Annotated in this window: 28 protein-coding genes and 2 pseudogenes; 4 read left to right on the top strand and 26 right to left on the bottom strand. The window is 43.1% G+C overall.

Going from position 1 to position 18,026, the window contains the following annotated elements:
* Window positions 1-90: 90 nt before the first annotated feature.
* Complete coding sequence (locus A142_RS16945; RefSeq protein ID WP_019823534.1) at window positions 91-2,346, bottom strand: peptidase U32 family protein; 2,256 nt, start codon at window positions 2,344-2,346, stop codon at window positions 91-93.
* 104 nt (window positions 2,347-2,450) lie between these two features.
* Between A142_RS16945 and A142_RS16940 the strand changes: the two genes are divergently transcribed.
* On the top strand, window positions 2,451-3,110 hold the full coding sequence (locus tag A142_RS16940; RefSeq protein ID WP_019823532.1) for a glutathione S-transferase: 660 nt from the start codon (window positions 2,451-2,453) through the stop codon (window positions 3,108-3,110).
* Window positions 3,111-3,322: 212 nt separating this feature from the next.
* Here the strand turns inward: A142_RS16940 and A142_RS16935 are convergent, their stop codons facing one another.
* From A142_RS16935 to A142_RS16925, 3 genes are all read right to left on the bottom strand, one after another.
* Window positions 3,323-3,772 (bottom strand): GyrI-like domain-containing protein, encoded by a 450-nt coding sequence (locus A142_RS16935; protein ID WP_029405539.1) that lies wholly within the window; start codon window positions 3,770-3,772, stop codon window positions 3,323-3,325.
* A 67-nt stretch (window positions 3,773-3,839) separates the two neighbouring features.
* Window positions 3,840-4,073, bottom strand: a complete 234-nt coding sequence (locus A142_RS16930; protein WP_029405538.1) for a hypothetical protein — start codon at window positions 4,071-4,073, stop codon at window positions 3,840-3,842.
* An 8-nt stretch (window positions 4,074-4,081) separates the two neighbouring features.
* A complete protein-coding gene (locus A142_RS16925) occupies window positions 4,082-4,333 on the bottom strand; it encodes a Rho-binding antiterminator (protein WP_029405537.1) in 252 nt (83 codons plus the stop codon).
* A gap of 207 nt (window positions 4,334-4,540) precedes the next feature.
* Here A142_RS16925 and A142_RS24490 point away from each other — a divergent pair.
* Together A142_RS24490 and A142_RS25740 are read left to right on the top strand one after the other, a co-directional pair.
* Window positions 4,541-4,696: pseudogene (locus A142_RS24490) on the top strand (c-type cytochrome); the annotation flags it as partial.
* Window positions 4,689-4,931 carry a hypothetical protein gene (locus A142_RS25740; protein ID WP_019823526.1) on the top strand — a complete coding sequence of 81 codons (243 nt, stop codon included), beginning with the start codon at window positions 4,689-4,691 and terminating at the stop codon, window positions 4,929-4,931. The pseudogene A142_RS24490 and the gene A142_RS25740, both read left to right, overlap by 8 nt.
* A 95-nt stretch (window positions 4,932-5,026) precedes the next feature.
* Here the strand turns inward: A142_RS25740 and catB are convergent, their stop codons facing one another.
* From catB to A142_RS16905, 3 genes are all read right to left on the bottom strand, one after another.
* Window positions 5,027-5,653 (bottom strand): type B chloramphenicol O-acetyltransferase, encoded by a 627-nt coding sequence (gene catB / locus A142_RS16915; protein WP_019823525.1) that lies wholly within the window; start codon window positions 5,651-5,653, stop codon window positions 5,027-5,029.
* 93 nt (window positions 5,654-5,746) lie between these two features.
* A complete protein-coding gene (locus A142_RS16910; RefSeq protein WP_019823524.1) occupies window positions 5,747-6,478 on the bottom strand; it encodes a glucose 1-dehydrogenase in 732 nt (243 codons plus the stop codon).
* An 88-nt stretch (window positions 6,479-6,566) separates the two neighbouring features.
* Window positions 6,567-6,950: a nuclear transport factor 2 family protein gene (locus A142_RS16905; protein WP_019823523.1), complete on the bottom strand. Its 384-nt coding sequence runs from the start codon at window positions 6,948-6,950 to the stop codon at window positions 6,567-6,569.
* Between the two features lie 336 nt (window positions 6,951-7,286).
* Here A142_RS16905 and A142_RS16900 point away from each other — a divergent pair, with 336 nt between their 5' ends.
* Window positions 7,287-7,619 carry a PBPRA1643 family SWIM/SEC-C metal-binding motif protein gene (locus A142_RS16900; protein WP_019823522.1) on the top strand — a complete coding sequence of 111 codons (333 nt, stop codon included), beginning with the start codon at window positions 7,287-7,289 and terminating at the stop codon, window positions 7,617-7,619.
* Window positions 7,620-7,715: 96 nt separating this feature from the next.
* On the opposite strand, the gene A142_RS16895 is transcribed toward A142_RS16900, so the two are convergent.
* From A142_RS16895 to A142_RS16805, 19 genes and pseudogenes are all read right to left on the bottom strand, one after another.
* Window positions 7,716-7,940 carry a hypothetical protein gene (locus A142_RS16895; protein ID WP_029405536.1) on the bottom strand — a complete coding sequence of 75 codons (225 nt, stop codon included), beginning with the start codon at window positions 7,938-7,940 and terminating at the stop codon, window positions 7,716-7,718.
* Between the two features lie 120 nt (window positions 7,941-8,060).
* Complete coding sequence (locus A142_RS16890; protein ID WP_019823518.1) at window positions 8,061-8,576, bottom strand: adenylate kinase; 516 nt, start codon at window positions 8,574-8,576, stop codon at window positions 8,061-8,063.
* A 258-nt stretch (window positions 8,577-8,834) separates the two neighbouring features.
* The gene (locus A142_RS16885; protein ID WP_029405535.1) at window positions 8,835-9,305 is read right to left on the bottom strand and encodes a DUF302 domain-containing protein; all 471 of its coding nucleotides are present in this window, start codon (window positions 9,303-9,305) and stop codon (window positions 8,835-8,837) included.
* A 181-nt stretch (window positions 9,306-9,486) separates the two neighbouring features.
* Window positions 9,487-9,744: a hypothetical protein gene (locus A142_RS16880; RefSeq protein ID WP_019823513.1), complete on the bottom strand. Its 258-nt coding sequence runs from the start codon at window positions 9,742-9,744 to the stop codon at window positions 9,487-9,489.
* A 203-nt stretch (window positions 9,745-9,947) separates the two neighbouring features.
* Entirely contained in the window at window positions 9,948-10,529 is a 582-nt protein-coding gene (locus A142_RS16875; RefSeq protein WP_019823512.1) for an HD domain-containing protein, read from the bottom strand.
* 67 nt (window positions 10,530-10,596) lie between these two features.
* Window positions 10,597-11,005, bottom strand: a pseudogene (locus A142_RS16870) (GNAT family N-acetyltransferase).
* Between the two features lie 73 nt (window positions 11,006-11,078).
* On the bottom strand, window positions 11,079-11,498 hold the full coding sequence (locus A142_RS16865; RefSeq protein WP_019823507.1) for a GNAT family N-acetyltransferase: 420 nt from the start codon (window positions 11,496-11,498) through the stop codon (window positions 11,079-11,081).
* A gap of 52 nt (window positions 11,499-11,550) precedes the next feature.
* Window positions 11,551-11,967, bottom strand: coding sequence for a VOC family protein (locus tag A142_RS16860; RefSeq protein ID WP_029405534.1), 417 nt, complete (start codon window positions 11,965-11,967; stop codon window positions 11,551-11,553).
* Window positions 11,968-12,085: 118 nt separating this feature from the next.
* The gene (locus A142_RS16855) at window positions 12,086-12,430 is read right to left on the bottom strand and encodes a VOC family protein (protein ID WP_019823503.1); all 345 of its coding nucleotides are present in this window, start codon (window positions 12,428-12,430) and stop codon (window positions 12,086-12,088) included.
* A gap of 88 nt (window positions 12,431-12,518) precedes the next feature.
* The gene (locus A142_RS16850; RefSeq protein WP_019823501.1) at window positions 12,519-12,989 is read right to left on the bottom strand and encodes a GNAT family N-acetyltransferase; all 471 of its coding nucleotides are present in this window, start codon (window positions 12,987-12,989) and stop codon (window positions 12,519-12,521) included.
* Window positions 12,990-13,025: 36 nt separating this feature from the next.
* On the bottom strand, window positions 13,026-13,382 hold the full coding sequence (locus A142_RS16845) for a hypothetical protein (RefSeq protein WP_029405533.1): 357 nt from the start codon (window positions 13,380-13,382) through the stop codon (window positions 13,026-13,028).
* Window positions 13,383-13,460: 78 nt separating this feature from the next.
* On the bottom strand, window positions 13,461-13,895 hold the full coding sequence (locus tag A142_RS16840; protein ID WP_019823497.1) for a GNAT family N-acetyltransferase: 435 nt from the start codon (window positions 13,893-13,895) through the stop codon (window positions 13,461-13,463).
* 130 nt (window positions 13,896-14,025) lie between these two features.
* A complete protein-coding gene (locus A142_RS16835; protein WP_050546524.1) occupies window positions 14,026-14,376 on the bottom strand; it encodes a glyoxalase in 351 nt (116 codons plus the stop codon).
* 73 nt (window positions 14,377-14,449) lie between these two features.
* On the bottom strand, window positions 14,450-14,902 hold the full coding sequence (locus A142_RS16830; RefSeq protein WP_019823495.1) for an NUDIX hydrolase: 453 nt from the start codon (window positions 14,900-14,902) through the stop codon (window positions 14,450-14,452).
* 26 nt (window positions 14,903-14,928) lie between these two features.
* Window positions 14,929-15,345: a nucleotide triphosphate diphosphatase NUDT15 gene (locus A142_RS16825; RefSeq protein WP_019823493.1), complete on the bottom strand. Its 417-nt coding sequence runs from the start codon at window positions 15,343-15,345 to the stop codon at window positions 14,929-14,931.
* A gap of 98 nt (window positions 15,346-15,443) precedes the next feature.
* Window positions 15,444-15,701 (bottom strand): hypothetical protein, encoded by a 258-nt coding sequence (locus A142_RS16820; protein ID WP_019823491.1) that lies wholly within the window; start codon window positions 15,699-15,701, stop codon window positions 15,444-15,446.
* Window positions 15,702-15,797: 96 nt separating this feature from the next.
* The gene (locus A142_RS16815; RefSeq protein ID WP_019823489.1) at window positions 15,798-16,151 is read right to left on the bottom strand and encodes a tRNA-binding protein; all 354 of its coding nucleotides are present in this window, start codon (window positions 16,149-16,151) and stop codon (window positions 15,798-15,800) included.
* Between the two features lie 110 nt (window positions 16,152-16,261).
* Window positions 16,262-17,083: an NAD dependent epimerase/dehydratase family gene (locus A142_RS16810; protein WP_019823487.1), complete on the bottom strand. Its 822-nt coding sequence runs from the start codon at window positions 17,081-17,083 to the stop codon at window positions 16,262-16,264.
* 250 nt (window positions 17,084-17,333) lie between these two features.
* Window positions 17,334-17,936, bottom strand: a complete 603-nt coding sequence (locus tag A142_RS16805) for a glutathione S-transferase family protein (protein ID WP_019823485.1) — start codon at window positions 17,934-17,936, stop codon at window positions 17,334-17,336.
* Window positions 17,937-18,026: the final 90 nt, after the last annotated feature.

The raw sequence follows: 18,026 nt of genomic DNA, 5'->3' as shown, positions 1-18,026 counted from the left end.
CAAGTCTTCTTAAACGATCGGCATTAACTCGATTGAGTGGCCTTTTGTTTATTGGTTCAGAGTGCTTATAAGCAGTTACGCATTTAAGCGTTATAAACCTTGTACGTACTGAGCATTAGTTCGAACTTCAACCATCTGCTCTAGGTTCTGTTGTGAACCTTCAACGCCGTTAAGTAGCGCTTCGAAATGCTTGATAAGCTCAACTTTGTCTTTCACTTCTTTAGAACCCGCACCGATGTTGGTTAGGTCGATGAAGAACTCGTCGAACAGACCAGAGAAGTCAGTTACTGCGTCGTGGTTTAAGAACTGCTCGTGGTTGTAAATGCTTGGGTAGCCACCCTTCTGCTTATCAACCGCGAAAGAGATGCCTTTCACGTTGGTGATCGTGGTCGCTTTCTCACACTTCAACATACAACCCGCTTCGATGCTTGGCTTGTTACAACCCACGGTTCTTTGGAAGAAACACTGACGGCTGGTCATCATCAAGATTGGGTGGTAAATGCTGTAGAACAGTTTGAAGTTCTCTGGGCGACGAATATGACGAATCTGACCTTTGTTGATCTCGTTCGAAATGAATGCGCCGGCACAGTTAAGCTCTTCTTTCAGAGTAACCAGTGCGTGAGAGTTGGTTGTGTTCATGAACGGGCCTGCAACCCACTCAATTCCCATCTCGTAAGCTTTGTAAGCAATACCCGTGTTGTTAGTCACGATGCGAGCTGGCTTGATCTCTTCTAGAATACGAACCGCTTCATCGTAATCTTTACCGATCAATACCGCTGGGAACCAAGGAATCAAACGTGGGTTTGCTGCCAATATGTCGATGTACTTGTTACAACGCTTCTTGAAGCTTTCTGGAAGTTTGAAGTAAACATCCGCGTCAGTCACGTCACACAGGTGTAAGTCTTCTACATCGGCGATAAGCATCGACATAGTCGGCTTCTCGTTCACTTTAGGGTGCTGAGGCAGTGCTGGCACTTCAACGTGCTTAATCACTTCCACAGAGCCGTTCAGAATGAAGTCGATCTCGTCTTTCAGGTCTGAAACTTCTTTAAGAGGAATCAGCAAGCCCGCATCCACTTCGCTGAAGTCGTGGCTTTCTAGCGTGTGAACCGCACTCTTCACGTTTTTGAATCGCTTCTCAAGTAGCTCTTGAGTGATCGCCTTCTCTTCAACCGCTTTCAATAGCGATTTAGAGTGAAGGGTAAAGTTCTCTTTAGGCGTGTTCACAGTCACCGTAAATGGTTGACCCACTTTTGCACTGAACGACAGGGCTACTGGTGTCTTGCGAATATCGAGGAACTCGATCTTGTCACGCATTTCGTTACCAAGAACGTCTTTCGCTTGGTGAAGTTCGTTCGTCACTTCTTGAATCTGTACAACCGAGATTTCGTTGTTCTGTTCCGTCGCTTTCTCAACAGCGTAGTTCATGCTGTTGTCGCGCGGGTTATCGATAAACATGTCTTTCGTTAGGTTGCCCTTTAGGAAAGAGTTGGTGAAATCACGGTTGAATACTTTGTGCAGGTTCGAATCGTCTTCGATCAACAAACCACTTTCTACAAAGCTATCAATCTGTTTACGCCATGTGTCTACCACAGTGTAAACGTAGTGTGCGCCTTTAATACGGCCTTCTACTTTCAATGAGTCGACTTTCGCGTCAACCAATTCAGGTAGGTCGTAGTAAGCTGAGTTATCTTTCAGGTTAAGTGGGAACTTGTTGCCCGCGTTGGTGACTTCGTATTCATCACGACACGCTTGGCTACAACGACCACGGTTACCTGAGTTACCCACACTTACTGAGCTTGAGTAACATTGACCAGAGAATGCAATACACAGAGCGCCGTGTACGAACACTTCGGTTAGTACATCATGGTCGTGTGCTACTTCCGTCAGCATCTTGATTTCAGGCAGGTTCAACTCACGAGACAAGTTAACGCGCGTCGCGCCAATCTTAGACAAGAACTTAATCTGGCCTTCGTTGTGCGTTGTTAACTGAGTCGACGCGTGAACGTCTAATGATGGGAAATGCTTCTTAACCAGGTTGAATAAACCCAAGTCTTGAACAATGATGCCATCCACTTTGGTGTTCACAAGCTGGTTCAGCAGTTTGGTGATGCTCTTAGTCTCGTGCTCCAGTAGCACAACGTTAAGAGTCAGGAACACTTCACAGCCGTATTCATGAGCAAGGCGAATCACACCATTCAATTCGTCTAACGATAGGTTAGAGGCTCTGTTACGAGCGTTGAATGTGTCTAAACCACAATAAACTGCATTAGCACCCGCTACGATGGCGGCTTTTATCGCTTCTACATCGCCACCTGGGGCTAATAACTCAATTTTTCTGCTCATTTTTGAAGTCGCTCACTTACTTATAATTTTTAAGCCGCGTATTCTACCCACATCACGATCTCTTTACCACCGTACAACACTTTTCAAACTAAATGACCTCAATAATGCCGAACGAATCCGAACTACCTATCCTTTATTCCTTGCGCCGTTGCCCTTATGCAATGCGCGGACGAATGGGTATCGCACTATCACAACAAAAAGTGTTACTTCGAGAAATCGTTACCAAAGACAAGCCTAGCGAACTATTGGCCAGTTCGCCAAAAGGAACCGTACCTGTATTGGTGTTACCCAATGGACAAGTCATTGAACAGAGCTTAGATGTGATGAACTGGGCACTTCAACAAAATGACCCTCAAGATCTTCTGCGTTCAAGCAATACAGCGCTTAGCGAACAAGTTCAGCTGCTCATTAAAACCAACGACGAAGAATTTATTGGTCACTTAGAAAAGTATCGTGCTTCTGTTCGTTACCGAAACATCGATGTTGAACAACGCCGACAAGCCTGCGAAACCTTCATTAGTCAGTTAGAAGCGCGACTCACCGATCAGCCCTACTTTTTTGGAGAAACCCCAAGCTTAGCCGACTTTGCTGTGATGCCTTTTGTCAGCCAGTTTGTACGAGTCGAAAAGAAGTGGTTTGTGAAATCGGAATATCAAAACGTAGGACGTTGGTTAAGAGCGCACCTCGAAAGTAAGCTCTACACCCAAGTCATGAAGCAATACCCTTTGTGGAATGAAACCAAGCAAGATTGTGTTTTTGGATGACTTAAGAGAATTTTGGGTAACTTAAGGGTATCTGGGGTGATCTAGGGGAATTCAGGGTTAGATAAGGCGTGGGTATTAAGGTAATTACGTGACACTGTATCTTCTTTGTAATTAACCGGTATTCAAAGGCTTAGCTGTCTATTTACCGATAACTACTGTCTCTTAACTAGCGACCACAGTCTAAGCTAAGCCTTTTGTTCATTTCAAACTGATCACTGAATCGCGATTGAAATCTCGACTTCAGTTTCACCTTTGTAGAATTCAAAGTCTGTCGTGTAAGTTCTCACATGCGGGCAGTCTGCAGCGTTGAAATACGCCCACACTTCACCCCATAGATCGATCACAGCTTGAGGGAGTTCACCTTCAGCAGAAAATGTTAAGTACTTACCCGCCTCTATTTCGGTTTCTATAAGCGCATCTAAATTGTTATCCGTAAGTGCATTCGTACACGCAATAACATCAAACTCGCCCGTAAAGTCAGACTCGTAGTTAGTGTAAACGCCATACACTTTTGAATCCGGTGTTAATTTCGGAAATGCTTGGTCAAAAAAGCCCTGCCACAATTGCCCTATCTTGGCTGTTGCTGGGTCCATCTCATCCGTATTGGTGGTTCTTACTGAAAAACCATACGCCTTCACGGCTTCAATCGTTTCTACTTTCATTCGTTTTATTCCTAAGCCAATCGACGATCTAACTGTATTAAATCCAATGTTTTGTAAGATAACAATACTAATCTTGTATCTCTTTATGGCCACACTTTTCACAGACAAGGTGACGAGAAAACTCATCCATTGACGCGATAAACGGGCCAAGGAACCAACCTTTTATCATGCCTGCCCAAAACTCGCTTCGCTTTTGGTTAGGTTTGTCTGCAAACGCACTCTTCTTGCGAACCAATATAACGACATGCTGTGTGTCTTCTCTGCACGCGGTGCAATAGCATTGTTCTATGGTGTTATTCATTTGAAAGCCTACGACGTTTTGAATGAAACATGCTGAAAGTGAGGGTTGTCGACACAGACATCTAGTGTCGCTATTTGAGTTAAAACGACAAGTTGTTGCTCGCCTTGAATACTGACTTTAATGCACTCTTCACGGCTATCATTGCGTTGAGTATCTAACCCGACACATTCAATCTGCTCGCCAGACTTCAGCGTTAACTTGATTGGGTATCGGTGCATACACACAATCTCAATATAATCGTAATCGTTGCAACTAATCATAATACCCCTCCAATTCATCCACCAGGCTAATGCGGCACGCCATACTATGCAACATGCATATAATCAATCATTTACCTAAATCACATTGATGGTCATCCGTAGTCAAACCTGCATTTGAATTCGGGCTAATCAAGCTTTCTCATTCACGTTTCTTTTACTCACGCCTGATTATTCTTTCAATGTTAAATAATAATCGAGAATAGAATAATGAAAACCATCAACCATTTACACGTGTTAGCTTTCTTGGGTTTAGTCGCTTCAATGATGGCGTTTAGTGCGAGTACTGCCTCAGAAGTCGATGCGAGCCACTTCGCCAATGGCAAAACCAAATATCGACAGCTTTGTCAGGTGTGTCATGGCGACACACGCCGTCAGCTTTATCGATGAAATTGATGGCCAACTCGATATGGGAGAATACCTCGCAGAAAATGCCTACGGTTTTCTTCCTGTTCCAATTCTCATTACAGAGCCCGCAGTAGGGTACGGTGGCGGCTTCCGTTACCTTATCGCAAGACGCTATGGTCTGATTTCAGGGATTGATATTGCGTTCAGTGAAGAAGATACCGCACTCTACTTCCAAGTCGGTGCGGGTACCTAATTCATTACGCTGTGCTTACCCGATAAACCAAAGCGATAAACTAAAGCGGTAAACTAAAGCGGTAGCGATGAGACAAAGTGCTCAGGTAACAGCGATTACTTGAGCGCTTTCCAATATTGATAAAGCCCATCGATATCTGAAGAGCACATCAACGACATTGCGCCTTTGATCTGTTCTTCGCTCCACTCCCACCATTTCATTTCTAGCAACTGAGCGATTTCAGTCTCATTGAAACGATAACGGATGTGACGCGCAGGGTTTGAACCCACAATCGAGTATGGCGCAACGTCTTTAGTCACAACCGCTCGACTTGCGATGATGGCTCCGTCACCGACCTTAACACCACTCATGATCATGGCTTCGGTGCCAATCCACACATCGTTACCAATCACGGTATCACCCGAGCGTTCGAAGCCGTCTATCGCACCTTCAAACTTCTCGTCGTCTTGATAGAAGAACGGGAAGGTACTCACCCACTGATTTTGGTGCCCTTGGTTGCCCGCCATCATAAATACAGCGCCAGATCCAATCGAGCAATAACTGCCGATGATCAACTTATCGATGTCGGTTCTATCCGGTAATAGGTAACGCGCACAGTCATCAAAGCTGTGGTTATGGTAGTAACCCGAGTAATAGCTGTGCTCGCCCACAATTATGTTTGGGTTGGTCACTTGCTCTTTAAGTGACTTTCCAACAAACGGGCTTTCAAAATAGTTTTTCATGTTTGTACTCTTAGTTTCGTTCTTTTAATTAGGTACTTTTGTTGCGTGTTTATGGTTTTAACTTGTTTATCTTAGTGTAAAGGCAAATGTGCCCTATCGACCGCCTGCAATATCAATAAACGAGCCGGTGACATACGAAGCTTCGTCCGATAATAACCACACGATAGAGTTAGCGACTTCTTCTGGTGTGCCACCTCGTTGTAACGGTAACTGCGAAGCGAGTCTGTCTACGCGATCAGGCTCTCCGCCGTCTGCGTGCATCTCAGTATAAATACAACCTGGCCTTACGCCATTCACTCGGATATTACGTGAAGCCAATTCAAGCGATAATCCTTTGGTGAGCGAATCCATAGCACCTTTCGATGCTGCATAATCCACATATTCAAACGGTGCGCCAGTACGAGAAGCGGCAGACGATACATTCACAATCGAACCCGCGCCATCGGCTTGTTTGATAAAGGCTTTACTGCACAGAAAGCAGCTTGATACGTTGGATTTCATCACCTTTTCAAAGCGATCCAATTCAATATCAACCAATGGTGACTGGGTAAACAAGATCCCGGCATTATTGACCAAGTGAGTCACTGGGCCCAGCTTGTTACGTGCAATCTCAAATAAGGATTTCACGTCCGATTCAACAGACACATCCGCACGCACACTAATCGCGGTTCCGCCTTGTTCGCGAATCTCATTCACTAGATCTTCAGCTCGCGACTCATTATGTATGAAGTTAACGCATACAGCATAGCCTTTACTGGCCAACAATTTAGACGTCGCTGCGCCAATGCCTCGGCTTCCGCCGGTTACAATCACTACCTTGTTCAATGAAACCTCCTAATGCCACTTGTCTGTTATAACCTGATTATTCGATACGACCTGGGTTTTCGTTACAAACTGATCGTATCGATACAAACTAATTGCTCGATACGATCTGAACCCACTGCGATCGCCACGCCGGCGCTTCGAATGGGTCTGGCCAAAACTCAGTTTGCTTTTGAATTAAACCTTCAACGACCGTGTGAAAGGTGATCACTCGGCCTTTCAACACACTGTCAGTGACCGAAACGTCCGTTACTACGGTATCACCTTCACAGACAATTGAATTGAGCGTGAACTCCCAAACACCATTTGCTGGATATTCAGAGTTGATTGCCGTGAAGTTGTCGCGCCCTACCGTCAATTCAGACGACTGAGGCCAATAGCCTTCAAAATCTGCGGCTAGCCATTCACTCGCCTTTGCAAAATCATTACTGCGCATTGCATCCCAAAATCCTAATACCACTTGCTTTGGTGTCATTTTTAATCCTATGTGTTGGTTATTAGTCTGTTTTCAAACACATTAACGGGAGATATGTAACACAGCAAATATCCGGTTCTATAAATTACCAAAACCGAGCTATGCCGCAAGATTTGAATCATTAACGATGTGGCCAATGCTCTCATCTATGTTTGAAGGCGTTACTAGACAGCTCAATTTTAGAGACAGCTCTGTTGTTTATGCTCACCGATACAAACTGAATCGCCGCTATGTTTCGTTCTCATCTTTATCAATTCGAATATATGCGTATAATCCCCCGCTCTATAACGCTACCCAACACCGGAATAGCGTCATCTAAATTTTAATGAGTACCCAATGTCGAAACTATTTTTCAAAGGCCGTATCGAAACAAGACAGAACCACGTTCTTGCTGGCTACAACGTAAACCGCGATGTAAAAGCGGGTACTGAAGAATCTCCAATCGCTGTAATGGTTCAAACTGAAGCGCGTAAAGCAGAAGTTGAAGCACTAGCCGCTGAAAATTCTATCTTCGTTACTATTACAGTCGACGCAGACAAAGAAGAGAACACCATCGAGCTTGATACTCTACTGAACAAGCCAAAAACGATGACGTTTGAAAAGACCCCTAACCGTAACGATCCATGCTCTTGCGGTAGCGGTAAGAAATACAAGAAGTGTTGCGCATAAGGCTTGTTACTCAAACTGCCAATAGCACGATGAGTTAAGCAATACCTAACGGGAAGATCATTGTGGTCTTCCCGTTTTTGTTTGTATAAGCCAAACTCAGTCTAGGTTGTCTGGCGTGCATAAATTGGTTCCACATTTAGTACATTGATAGTCACCAGTTGCACCGCTTGAAGCTAGCGACGATAAAATCATTCCAAGCAACCCTGGTTTCTTTTCATCTTGTGGTGCTTTTTGTACTTGGTTACTGAACATTGTGTACTTATGCAGTGTTACTTCCTTACAGTTACAGCAGAACGCTCTCGTCTTTTCACTTCCATACATAATATTTATAGCCTTAACCAGATATACAAAATTAACATATAGCAAATATGTCACACATCGTATTTAATCTACATATTTTCATAAGGTTACAAGCAATTAAGCAAGCTCAAACATTGCATGTTAAGTGACATGTTGGCAAACAAAGTTATTCAATTCACTCACGCTGCTGATAATGTGAACGTCTTTTTCTTTTGCACGTAATTCTAATCGCGCTCTAAAATCATCATTCCAAAATTTCGGGCACAGCTTTAGGGTCTTATAACTTTGTATCGTGCCTTTTATAACTGAGCTTCCATCAGGCCAGCCTTCAGGTTTAACAAATAAGCCTTTTAGCATTCGCTTAGTCACAAACCAATAGCTAATTTGATAAGGAAGGTCGATATACACCAAAATGTCCGCGGCATCTAACCGTGTATTGAATGAACCTAACGGACCAAAGCCATCAATGATCCAGCTTTCTGATTTAAGTATGCGGTCGTGAGCCTCCTCAAATACTTCACGTTCAACAAACTCTCCGTTGGCCTTATAAACAATAGAATCTAACTGGTGAAGCTCTATCCCTGTAGCTAGTGCTAACGCCTTGCTGATTGTGGATTTTCCACTCCCAGGCTTGCCAAAAACCGCGATCTTTTTCATATGACTTCCTCTATTCAGATAAACCCATAAGACAGATACAAAAAACCCACCTTATAGGTGGGTTCGATAAATAAAGCGCATCAACTATCCCACCATTCCTATGGAATGATGATAATTCGTTGGTTAGGTTGCGCTAAATTTAATTTCATAAAGTTTCTTTTATATATTGTTGCTTAGTTGTCAACACAATGACTAATGAGCGATATCATCGTAATATCGCACCCATTAATAGTCTCAATGAGTGCTTATTCGTCTTGGTTATTTAGCTTTCGCTTTCTTTTTCGCCACTGTTGCTTCTGATAGCTTGCTTAGTACACCCGATACTTTCTTAACGACCTCGTCACAGCCATTGATCGCGTGACGCTCTACCAAGTAATTAGGATCGTTGTAAGACAACCATACTTTCTTGTTAGAATCCTCCGTGACTAACACCTTCTGCGGTAAATCTATCGCGACTTCTTGAGCGCATTGCATTAATGGCGTCCCTACTTTCGGGTTACCAAAGATGATGACTTCCGTTGGCCTCAATTCAAGATCAACCTTACTCGCGTTTTTTTGATGGTCGATTCGCGCAAACAAGGTCAAACCTTTGCTCTTGGCGAGTTCTTCAAAGCGGTCAGCAGTCTCTTTCACTGAATAATTACTTTGGTATTTAATCAAACCATCAGAAGCCGCAGCTGAAAATGATGCCGAGAGTAAAATGGCGCATAGTGGTAGTAATTTTTTCATCGTCACCTCTGAGATTTAACCTAATCAAACTTACATTCATAGCGCCACTTCCAAAATCAGCGACGTAACCCATGTCAGTATAGACGCGTTTCCATTCTCAGTTTGCAGAGAGGATCACTTTTCTAATGCGTCTTATTATCATCAGTTTAGGTCAGAATTGTTTCAAAAGTTAAACACACGATCAGTGCCACGATTTAGTTCCACATTTCTCACATTGGTATTCGTAATCACTGTCGACATAAAAACCGGGAACATTATGGTCACCTCTAAACAATAACGTCATCAGGTACTCCATCAACACGCCTAACTTCCATTGCTTCTTTTCAGATTCAGCGTCCGCTTTAGATTGAGCATCGGAAGCGTTAACAGCAAGGTGCGGGGTAAGTGCGTTACACTGTTCACAGTGATAAGGGTGTTTAATATATTTATTATCAAGCATTTATATAAGCCAACTAACATTTATAAAGTTGATGCATACTAACAAGTTATCAGTCGGTTCTCGAACTTATTGTTGTCCATTAGCGTTATATTAGAAAGAAATGAGACACTAGATAAGTGCCATGCATCTTGAATCATTTTCCATCGAAAGCTCCCTCAATGAACCACTAAAGCTATTGTTACGCTAAGATACGAAATTAACTTTTACTTTAATAGCCCTTTGTCCGCAGCACCTTCAAGTTGCACTTCTAGCTCTTTCCAGATAGCACGACTGCCTTTAGAAATACGCTCGCCATTGAAGGTCAGTACTTTGTCTTTGGATATGTTGTGCTTCTTCCAGCTGTGACCGCCTCCATGGATGTTATGAAGCAAAGGTGGCACTCTATCAATCGCCTTACCAAATCTGGCTTCCGGTGACTCACCCACTTCGAACTCAAGCCATAGATCCAAGTACTCAGCGCTTAAATGGCTCGGCAATGATTTCAGCAAGCGCTCGACGCAGTTTCTCTCTTTGAGCTTGTTTTCTTCGGCTTCACTGGCATAAATGATGGTGTCTCCGGCATCGATTTCCCCAAGGTCATGAATCAGCAACATCTTCATCACTCGCGTAATATCGATTTCTTCATTGGCATAGTCTTTCAACATGAGCGCGCTCAAACAGACGTGCCAACTGTGCTCGGCCGAGTTTTCATATCGGTCCAATCCAACTGGTTTTGTCTGTCGATGAACATCCTTTAATTGTTCAATTTCGACCATGAATTGCAGAATGCCTTTGATTTCTTCCACGATGAGCTTCCTTAACTTAAGTTGATGATTTATCGGAGCTGAGGGTTAAAAGAGCGACAAAGGGTCGTTACTCCCAATGAACCGACATTTTGTAATACGCAACGCCCGATTTTTCAAATTCAGAGCCTTCTACAGCCATCCCAAACTTTTGATAAAAACCTAAAGCCGTTGTACGCGCATCACACCAAAAATATTGGATGTTTGAATCTTTGAGGTTAGAGGTTGCATGCTCAATCACGTTTGAACCGATTCCCTGCCCTTGGAATTCAGGCAGCGTGGCAAACTTTCTCAGCCTCGCTTCATTGCCTTGGATATAGATAGATGCGACACAAACCAACTGCTCACCAATAAACGCGCCGTAATGCGTTGCTTGTTCGTCACTTGGCACCATACAAAACGACATCGGTTTTATCAGGCCAAAGCACTTGATGCCTAACCGGAAGTACCTCCGTCGCTGAAAGCTGTTTTATTTCCATATTCTCGGTTTAACTCCCGACTTGATGACCCTTGTTGTAATTGCAGCGCTTGTGATTGCCATGATTATTATTACTAAGCTTGGTACGTCATTAAGTGATAACGCTCTAATCCCTTTCCCTCTGTGGATGAGATAACAAAGCCTTGCGACTGATAAAAGCCAATGGCGTTTTCATTAGCAGTCAAACACTTCAATGTCAGGCCAGAGTAATGTTGTTTACAGGTATTGAGTAAAGCCGAGCCTGCCCCAGAACGTAGCGTTCGCGGGCAAACATAGAGGTGATGGATGAAGCTTTCAGGTTCCCAAACAGAGGCAAAGCCTAAAACCTTGTCGCCAGAAACAGCCACCCATATTTCTTCACCTTTTGTATCTAAATCGAAATCGGATAACTTAAAAGCGTCAGTATCAGCCCAATGAAAGGTGTCCTGTCTTGATTCTAGATAGAGCGTCTGTAAAGCGGTTAAATACTTGGGTTGATACCTTGTAACTTCCATGTCGCTCCTGCCAATCCATATGACTAGAATTAAGGTTGTGGGTTAAGCTTTTCTACCTATTAGCCATAGGGTGTTCAGGGTTTAACTGAAGCAGATCCCACAAGTTGCCGTAAAGATCTTCAAACACAGCAACGGTGCCATAGCCTTGCTCTTTTGGCTCTCGGACAAAGTTAATGCCCAAAGACGTCATGCGTTCGTAATCACGCCAGAAATCATCGGTGTTTAAGAATAGGAATACGCGTCCACCAGCTTGGTTACCGATAAAATCAAGCTGCTCTGGCTTGGAAGCTCTAGCAAGTAATAGGCTTACACCGGTTGAATTTGGTGGAGCAACAACAACCCAACGCTTATCTTCTTCTGGTAAATACGTATCTTCAATGAGCTCAAACTTGAGCTTGTTTACGTAGAAATCAAGCGCTTCATCGTAGTCTTTTACCACGAGTGCAATGTGGACAATATTCTGTTTCATAACATATCTTGTTGGGGTTTTAACTGCGTGGAATGATGCCACGAAGCAGGAAAAGACACTAGGTGTCGCATCGTCAATCGTCGTAGCCGCCCTTAATAATCTAAAAGCTACGCATCACCTATAACTGCCAGAATCCGAGCTCGACGCCACCCTGAATAACAATAGCACACATGCCGTGACGTGGTAACTCCATTGGCGGCACCGCAACTTCGGCGCCTAGTTTCACGGCTGCATTTACTGCAGACTGAATGTCCTCAACCAGTGTGTAATGACGAACAGTTGGTTCTTCAGTTTCACGAAGCGGTGCTCGAATGCCTATTACCCCACCATTAGATAGCTTTGCAGTGCGCGCCCCACCAAGGTTAACATCAGCACCACTGAACTTCACGTTATAGAGCTGAGCGTATGTAGCACAAACGACATCGACTTCTGAGGTAACCACTTCAAGATATTGAACCTTCATCAAATTTCCTTCTCGTGTTCTTTAAGACTCTCAATCTGCATACAGCTGTGCAGGTGTTTCTCATCAACAATTAATCGGTTTCATATTACTAAGCAATTCGACCGCGCATGATAAATTGCGGGCCTGCTGCGCCACCTAGATACTGTTCATTGGTATCTTCGAAGCCGCCTTTCTTATAACAGTTAAATGCTGCGGGATTTTTACAATTCACAGTTAAGTAAATGGACTCATACGCTGAGTAATTCGCTTTTAAATACGGAAACAAAGCCTTCACCGTGCCCGTTCCTAAACCTTTACCTTGCTGATTTTTATCAAGCACAAAAGCTCTTAACCCAATGCTTCCTTCAGGGCAAAACTCATAAAAATCTGGGTAAGCGATATCCAGCTTAAAGAAGCCAACGACTTCGTTATCAGACTTAATCACGTGCAAGTGCGTCGTTTCACTGCCGTCTAGTAAAAACTCCGCAGCGGTACCTGCGAACTTAACCTGTTCATCGGCGAGTTGGATAGCCTGAACTAACGCCACATGTGATTCTTCAAGCCTTTCGATAGTTATCATTGTTGTTCCTTCTGTATAACACGCACGAAAAAGCGACTAAAGCTCATCGCTGGTGTCTCGAGAACCGTAGTTTGGGAAGTTGATATTAAGAACGTTATCGTCCTCAAGAGTGAATAGAACACTTCCATTCTCTACACCGGTTTCGTTCCTATCCGAACAACCTAGAAACAACTCCCAATCAAACGAATATTGAAGTCGGTATTGATTCGCATTGATGTAGAGAACGTCTTTGATTTTAATGCCGTTCACCACATGTGCCATATCATCGATATATGACAGATCAGGGATTAACTTTTCTTCGAAATCACTCTTATGCTCGGTTAAGAAATTGAGCAGTTCAGGACATAACTCGGAGCCATGAACCAATGGTTTAGACAGACGAGAAAACAACATTTCTAAATACTCCAAGTATTGGGCAGCCACGCGCGAGTCTGTTACATATTCAAGCACAGCCAGCACGAACCGTTAAGGCTAAACGTTACTATTATCCGAGCTATTAAACGAGTACATTCGAACTTCATCTCGAGGAAACCAACCCAACTTTTCGTAAAACTGTTGAGCGTTGATGTTGTCGTTATAGACAAACAAGTGGGTCTTCGGGGTGCCTAACTCTGCAAGTGCGTTGACCGCCTCTGCGACAAGCTTACAACCTAATTTTTGCCCTCTGAAGTTGGCCGAGACAGCTAAATGTTGTAAATACCCACGACGCCCATCCGTTCCGACCAACACAGCGCCAATGATTTCGTTGTTACTTTCAGCCACAAAACTCAGACCGGGGTTACGATCTAAATAGCTCGCAATGCTTTCTTTCGAATCGGCTTCGCGAATACTCATGCCTTCTGTCTGGCACCACAACGCGATCACTGAGTCGTAATCTGAAATTGCCATTTCCCGAATGTTGACCACTCTACTCTCCTTGTTTTAGCAGGTACTTAGTTAGCCATGTTGCTCGTAATAAGTAACCAATAATATTTATGTGTTAAAGAATATCTTGGCAAAACCTAAAGAGGTAACCGTCTGGGGTTTGGACTATGAATTACTCCTGAGTCGCGATCGAATCCCCACATTGATAAGACTTTGACTCTAACGCTAAATAAATAGAATTAGCGGCGCTTTCGTTAACTCTCTGATATAGAGGTTCGATATCGATAACATCCCATTGGAAGTTAACGCCACGCCCTAAAGGAAATTCCAGGTCACCTGAAAGCCATTTTCGACTTTTGCCCGCAACCCCTTCAAGCATCACATCAACACCATCAAGCGTTAAATAAGCAAACTCCTCATCTGGGCGCTCGTATTTCACTTCAAACCCTAACACATCGACAAAGAAGGATTTGCTCACATTAATATCGAAACAATAAAGCTCTGGAACTACTCGTAATGTCATGATTTACCTATTCACTAAATAGCGAGAGATTAGTAAGAATCTAATCAGGATTTCCACTCTAATATAGAGTTAATTAATCTGTGTACTTTAAGCTAGCTTTGTAAAGCCTTTCGTTGATCTCCCAAAGCGCGTTTCTGTTCGAGTCATATGTTAGAAGTTCAATAGCTTCTTGGTAATCACACCAACGGTAATCTGTGTGTTCATTTGATAATTGAGGATCTTCCGTGACTTTAACTGAGAAGGAATGCTCAGGAATTACGAATGGATGCTCAGTCCAATTGTGATTTCCTGCATAAAAGACTTTTGGAAGCATGCACATTGAATCAAGCAACTGCCAGTTGCAACCGACTAGCTGAGCCTCTTCAGAGAGCTCTCGTTTTGCTGCTTCAAGTAATGATTCATTGTCTTCGCCACCACCCGATATTGCCTGCCATACACCATTGTCCCTTCTACGTGCGATTAAAAATCGAGATTTGTTATCGACTGTTTTGTAGGGAAAGACTAAAACTTGAAAAGGTGCTCTCATTGATTTTCGCTCCAATCGTTCACGTTTTACTGCGCTAGCTTCCCAAGAATGACCGGATCGTTAAGCAAATTCGTCAGAGGAAGAAACAATGGCTCAGGTAACTCATCTAGCTTAAACCATTTCCACTGCTTACATTTATCAGGTTCTGTTATCTCTGGTTCGCCGCTAGCGTCAGAAGCAACAACAAACAGCGTTATATAGTGCTTGTTCTCTTTCTCAAAAATATCATTGGTAAAAGTCAGCTTCTCAAATGCACTAACAACTAAGCCAGTCTCTTCGAGTGTTTCGCGTTTGGCACACTCTTCAATGCTCTCCCCCCATTCAAGGTGTCCGCCCGGCGTTGCCCATGTATGAGCCCCGTGAGAACCAATTCGTTCTCCAAGTAACACTCGCCCATCACGTAGAATAACCGCAGCGACACCTACTCTTACTTCCTGACTCACTTAAAATTCCTTAAGAAAGAAATCCAACCTTCAACGATAAGTACCATGTATACCGAATCAATCTCGATTAATTCACTGTTCTACTTCGACCAATACCTTTATGACTCTAGTATTTTGTTACCACGTACGATCTGATAAATAGCGATATTTTTCTCAGTCAAAAGCCTCACGAGATCTGGTACACATTGGATAGGCATCGCAAGTTCATACCCAAACTCCAAATGTGAAATAGATGTTGACGGTGACTGACCGACAAACGACTCAAGTATGTTGAGCGCAGTTCCCTCCCACTCTCCAACTTCAAAATAAACGCTATACATGTCTTCGCTATAATCTCTTGGCGTACCTGCTTTCATCTCTTGTACTCTGTTTTGTGTTTCATTTATGATGTTCGCTTGAAGTTACGATACGCGTTATGTCGTCTTACATTATTGTTCACGTTTATGTATACGTTACCCAGCTCGAGCACCATTAGGCACTTCGGTTTCAGGACAAACTAAACACGGATTTAATTTGTCTTCATAACCAATATCAAACAACATACCCTGAGATATTTCACCCGCCATCTTTCTTTCAGGCAAGTTCACAACAAACAAAGCTTGCTTACCTTCGATTTCTTTGGGGTTTTCACGCTCTTGTTTGATGCCAGCCAAGATTGATCGCTGATGATCGCCAAAGTCGACGGTCAGTTTCATCAGCTTATCTGATTTAACGACTTCAGAAACCTTTACGATTAAGCCGACACGAATATCTAATTTCGCGAAATCATCAAACGTAATTTCATCTTTAGTTGGAGCGTATTTCATAAACCAGACCTCGTTGTTTCGAAATCACATAACGTACAACTAAGTCACTAACAATGCTGAGACTAGATTCAAATTTACCACTGACGCTAACCAAGCGTTGAGAGTCACGTTTATATGCTTTGTATTATGTAATTCCCAACCAACTCAGTAGCCTCAAACGAAGGACTAATTGGTAGTTTTAGATTCAGTTGTTCAATACCAACGGCCATAGAGCCATTTTCTGACTCAAACTCTTCCCAACTGATCTTTCTCACTTTTGTTACAGCTTTGGCGGCCAATAAGAGTTGAGCGAATTCTGCAGGACTATAACCTTGAGTCTCTGCAATAAAATGCTGCTTTTCTAAGGTTCGGCCTTGCGCCAAAAGTAAATAGAACCGCGCAATGTCATAGACATGAACATATTGGTTAAATCCTATAGACGGCATACCTACTTGAATCGTTTGGCTAGCGAAAGATTCTACAATTCGCTTTAACTGACAATTCTCACCGCCATAAACCAAACTAGGACAGTAAACGACGTGCCACCTGCTTCTAATCGCGCGATGTATTGTTTCTACGTCTAGTCTAACGGCTTCCAAGGGTTTCAACCTAAATTGACGCAAATCAGCGCTAGATGCATTACCAAAGAGCCAAACACCCGATGTATGTATCTTTGTTGCATTTTTACCAGCAAGTATATCTAACTCAGAGAGCAATCTTTGTTCCACATCTGCAATTTCATGTGCTGAAAATTGTGACCAATGTGGGCGCGCGCAATTCAAAACCACATCAAAATAGCCTTCAAAATCGGCTCTACCTTCTATCAACCCCACTCTAAGAGGAGTGACGATTTTGTCTCTACCGTATGTAAAAACTTCAAATCCACTTTTTGCGAATAGCGATGTAACGTGACGGCCAATGTATCCACTAGCCCCTGCAATTAATACTTTCATTCTTTCCCTGAACTTTGCACATATGAAGCCCTAGCTTTACTCCTAAGCCAGAACATCGCGCTCAACGGCTAAGTCTTTTCGGTTATCCAGTCGAGAGTTATCAACCAGCGTCGTTATTTTCATAGTTCCCTTTTGATTCATTTACGGCAAGTGCTGTTAAGGTCTGTCGGTCACATACAATGCCGAAACCCGACTAACTTAAACATTAAGCGTACACATTTTTGGAAATACCACATGCCACGATTCACATCTAAGTTGTTTGTGGTTCTGAAACTGCAACACTTTCATTTAACCTTATATACATCAAGTGGTTGTCGTAGAAATTATTTCTCGCACAACCATGTTGTAACGCCTTTTTATAGATTGAAGCCACACATATATCAGCAACGCTAAAGTCACTGCCGACTGCAAACTCTGATTCACGACAGATTGACGTACTTAACTTTTCTAGACAGCACATAATCCATTCCCCACGAAACTCACGCTTTGAACGCTCATCTAGCTCTGGACGCATAAACCTTAATACTGTTCTGTTTTGAGGGGAATGAATACTAGAGTTTACGTATTCGCAAACTCTACGAATGTGCGTTTTCTCAACAAGGTCTTTACCAAATAAGTTGGGATTAGGGAATCGCTCTTCAAGATACTCAATAATCGCCATTGATTCAGAAAACACCGAACCATCGACCGAGAGTGATGGAACATAACCAAAAGGGTTTATATCTAGGTATGCTGTCGTTAGTTCATCAGAGTTAATCTCGATTCTATCGTAAGGTATCCGCTTGAAATTAAGCACCCACTCGACCCTTTCGGAACTGTTCGATCCTTGTGCGCTATACAATAAGACTTGCATACATCCTCCCCAAAGCATGCCGATGCGTTAATTTGTAAACTACGAAACCGGACTTCCCCATTTATCGACAAACCAAACTGGTTTGAACTA

Source organism: Vibrio splendidus 12E03, from assembly GCF_000272105.2.
Taxonomy (GTDB): domain Bacteria; phylum Pseudomonadota; class Gammaproteobacteria; order Enterobacterales; family Vibrionaceae; genus Vibrio; species Vibrio splendidus_I.
Note: the sequence above shows the minus strand (reverse complement) of the source record. Positions and strands in the feature narration are given on the sequence as shown.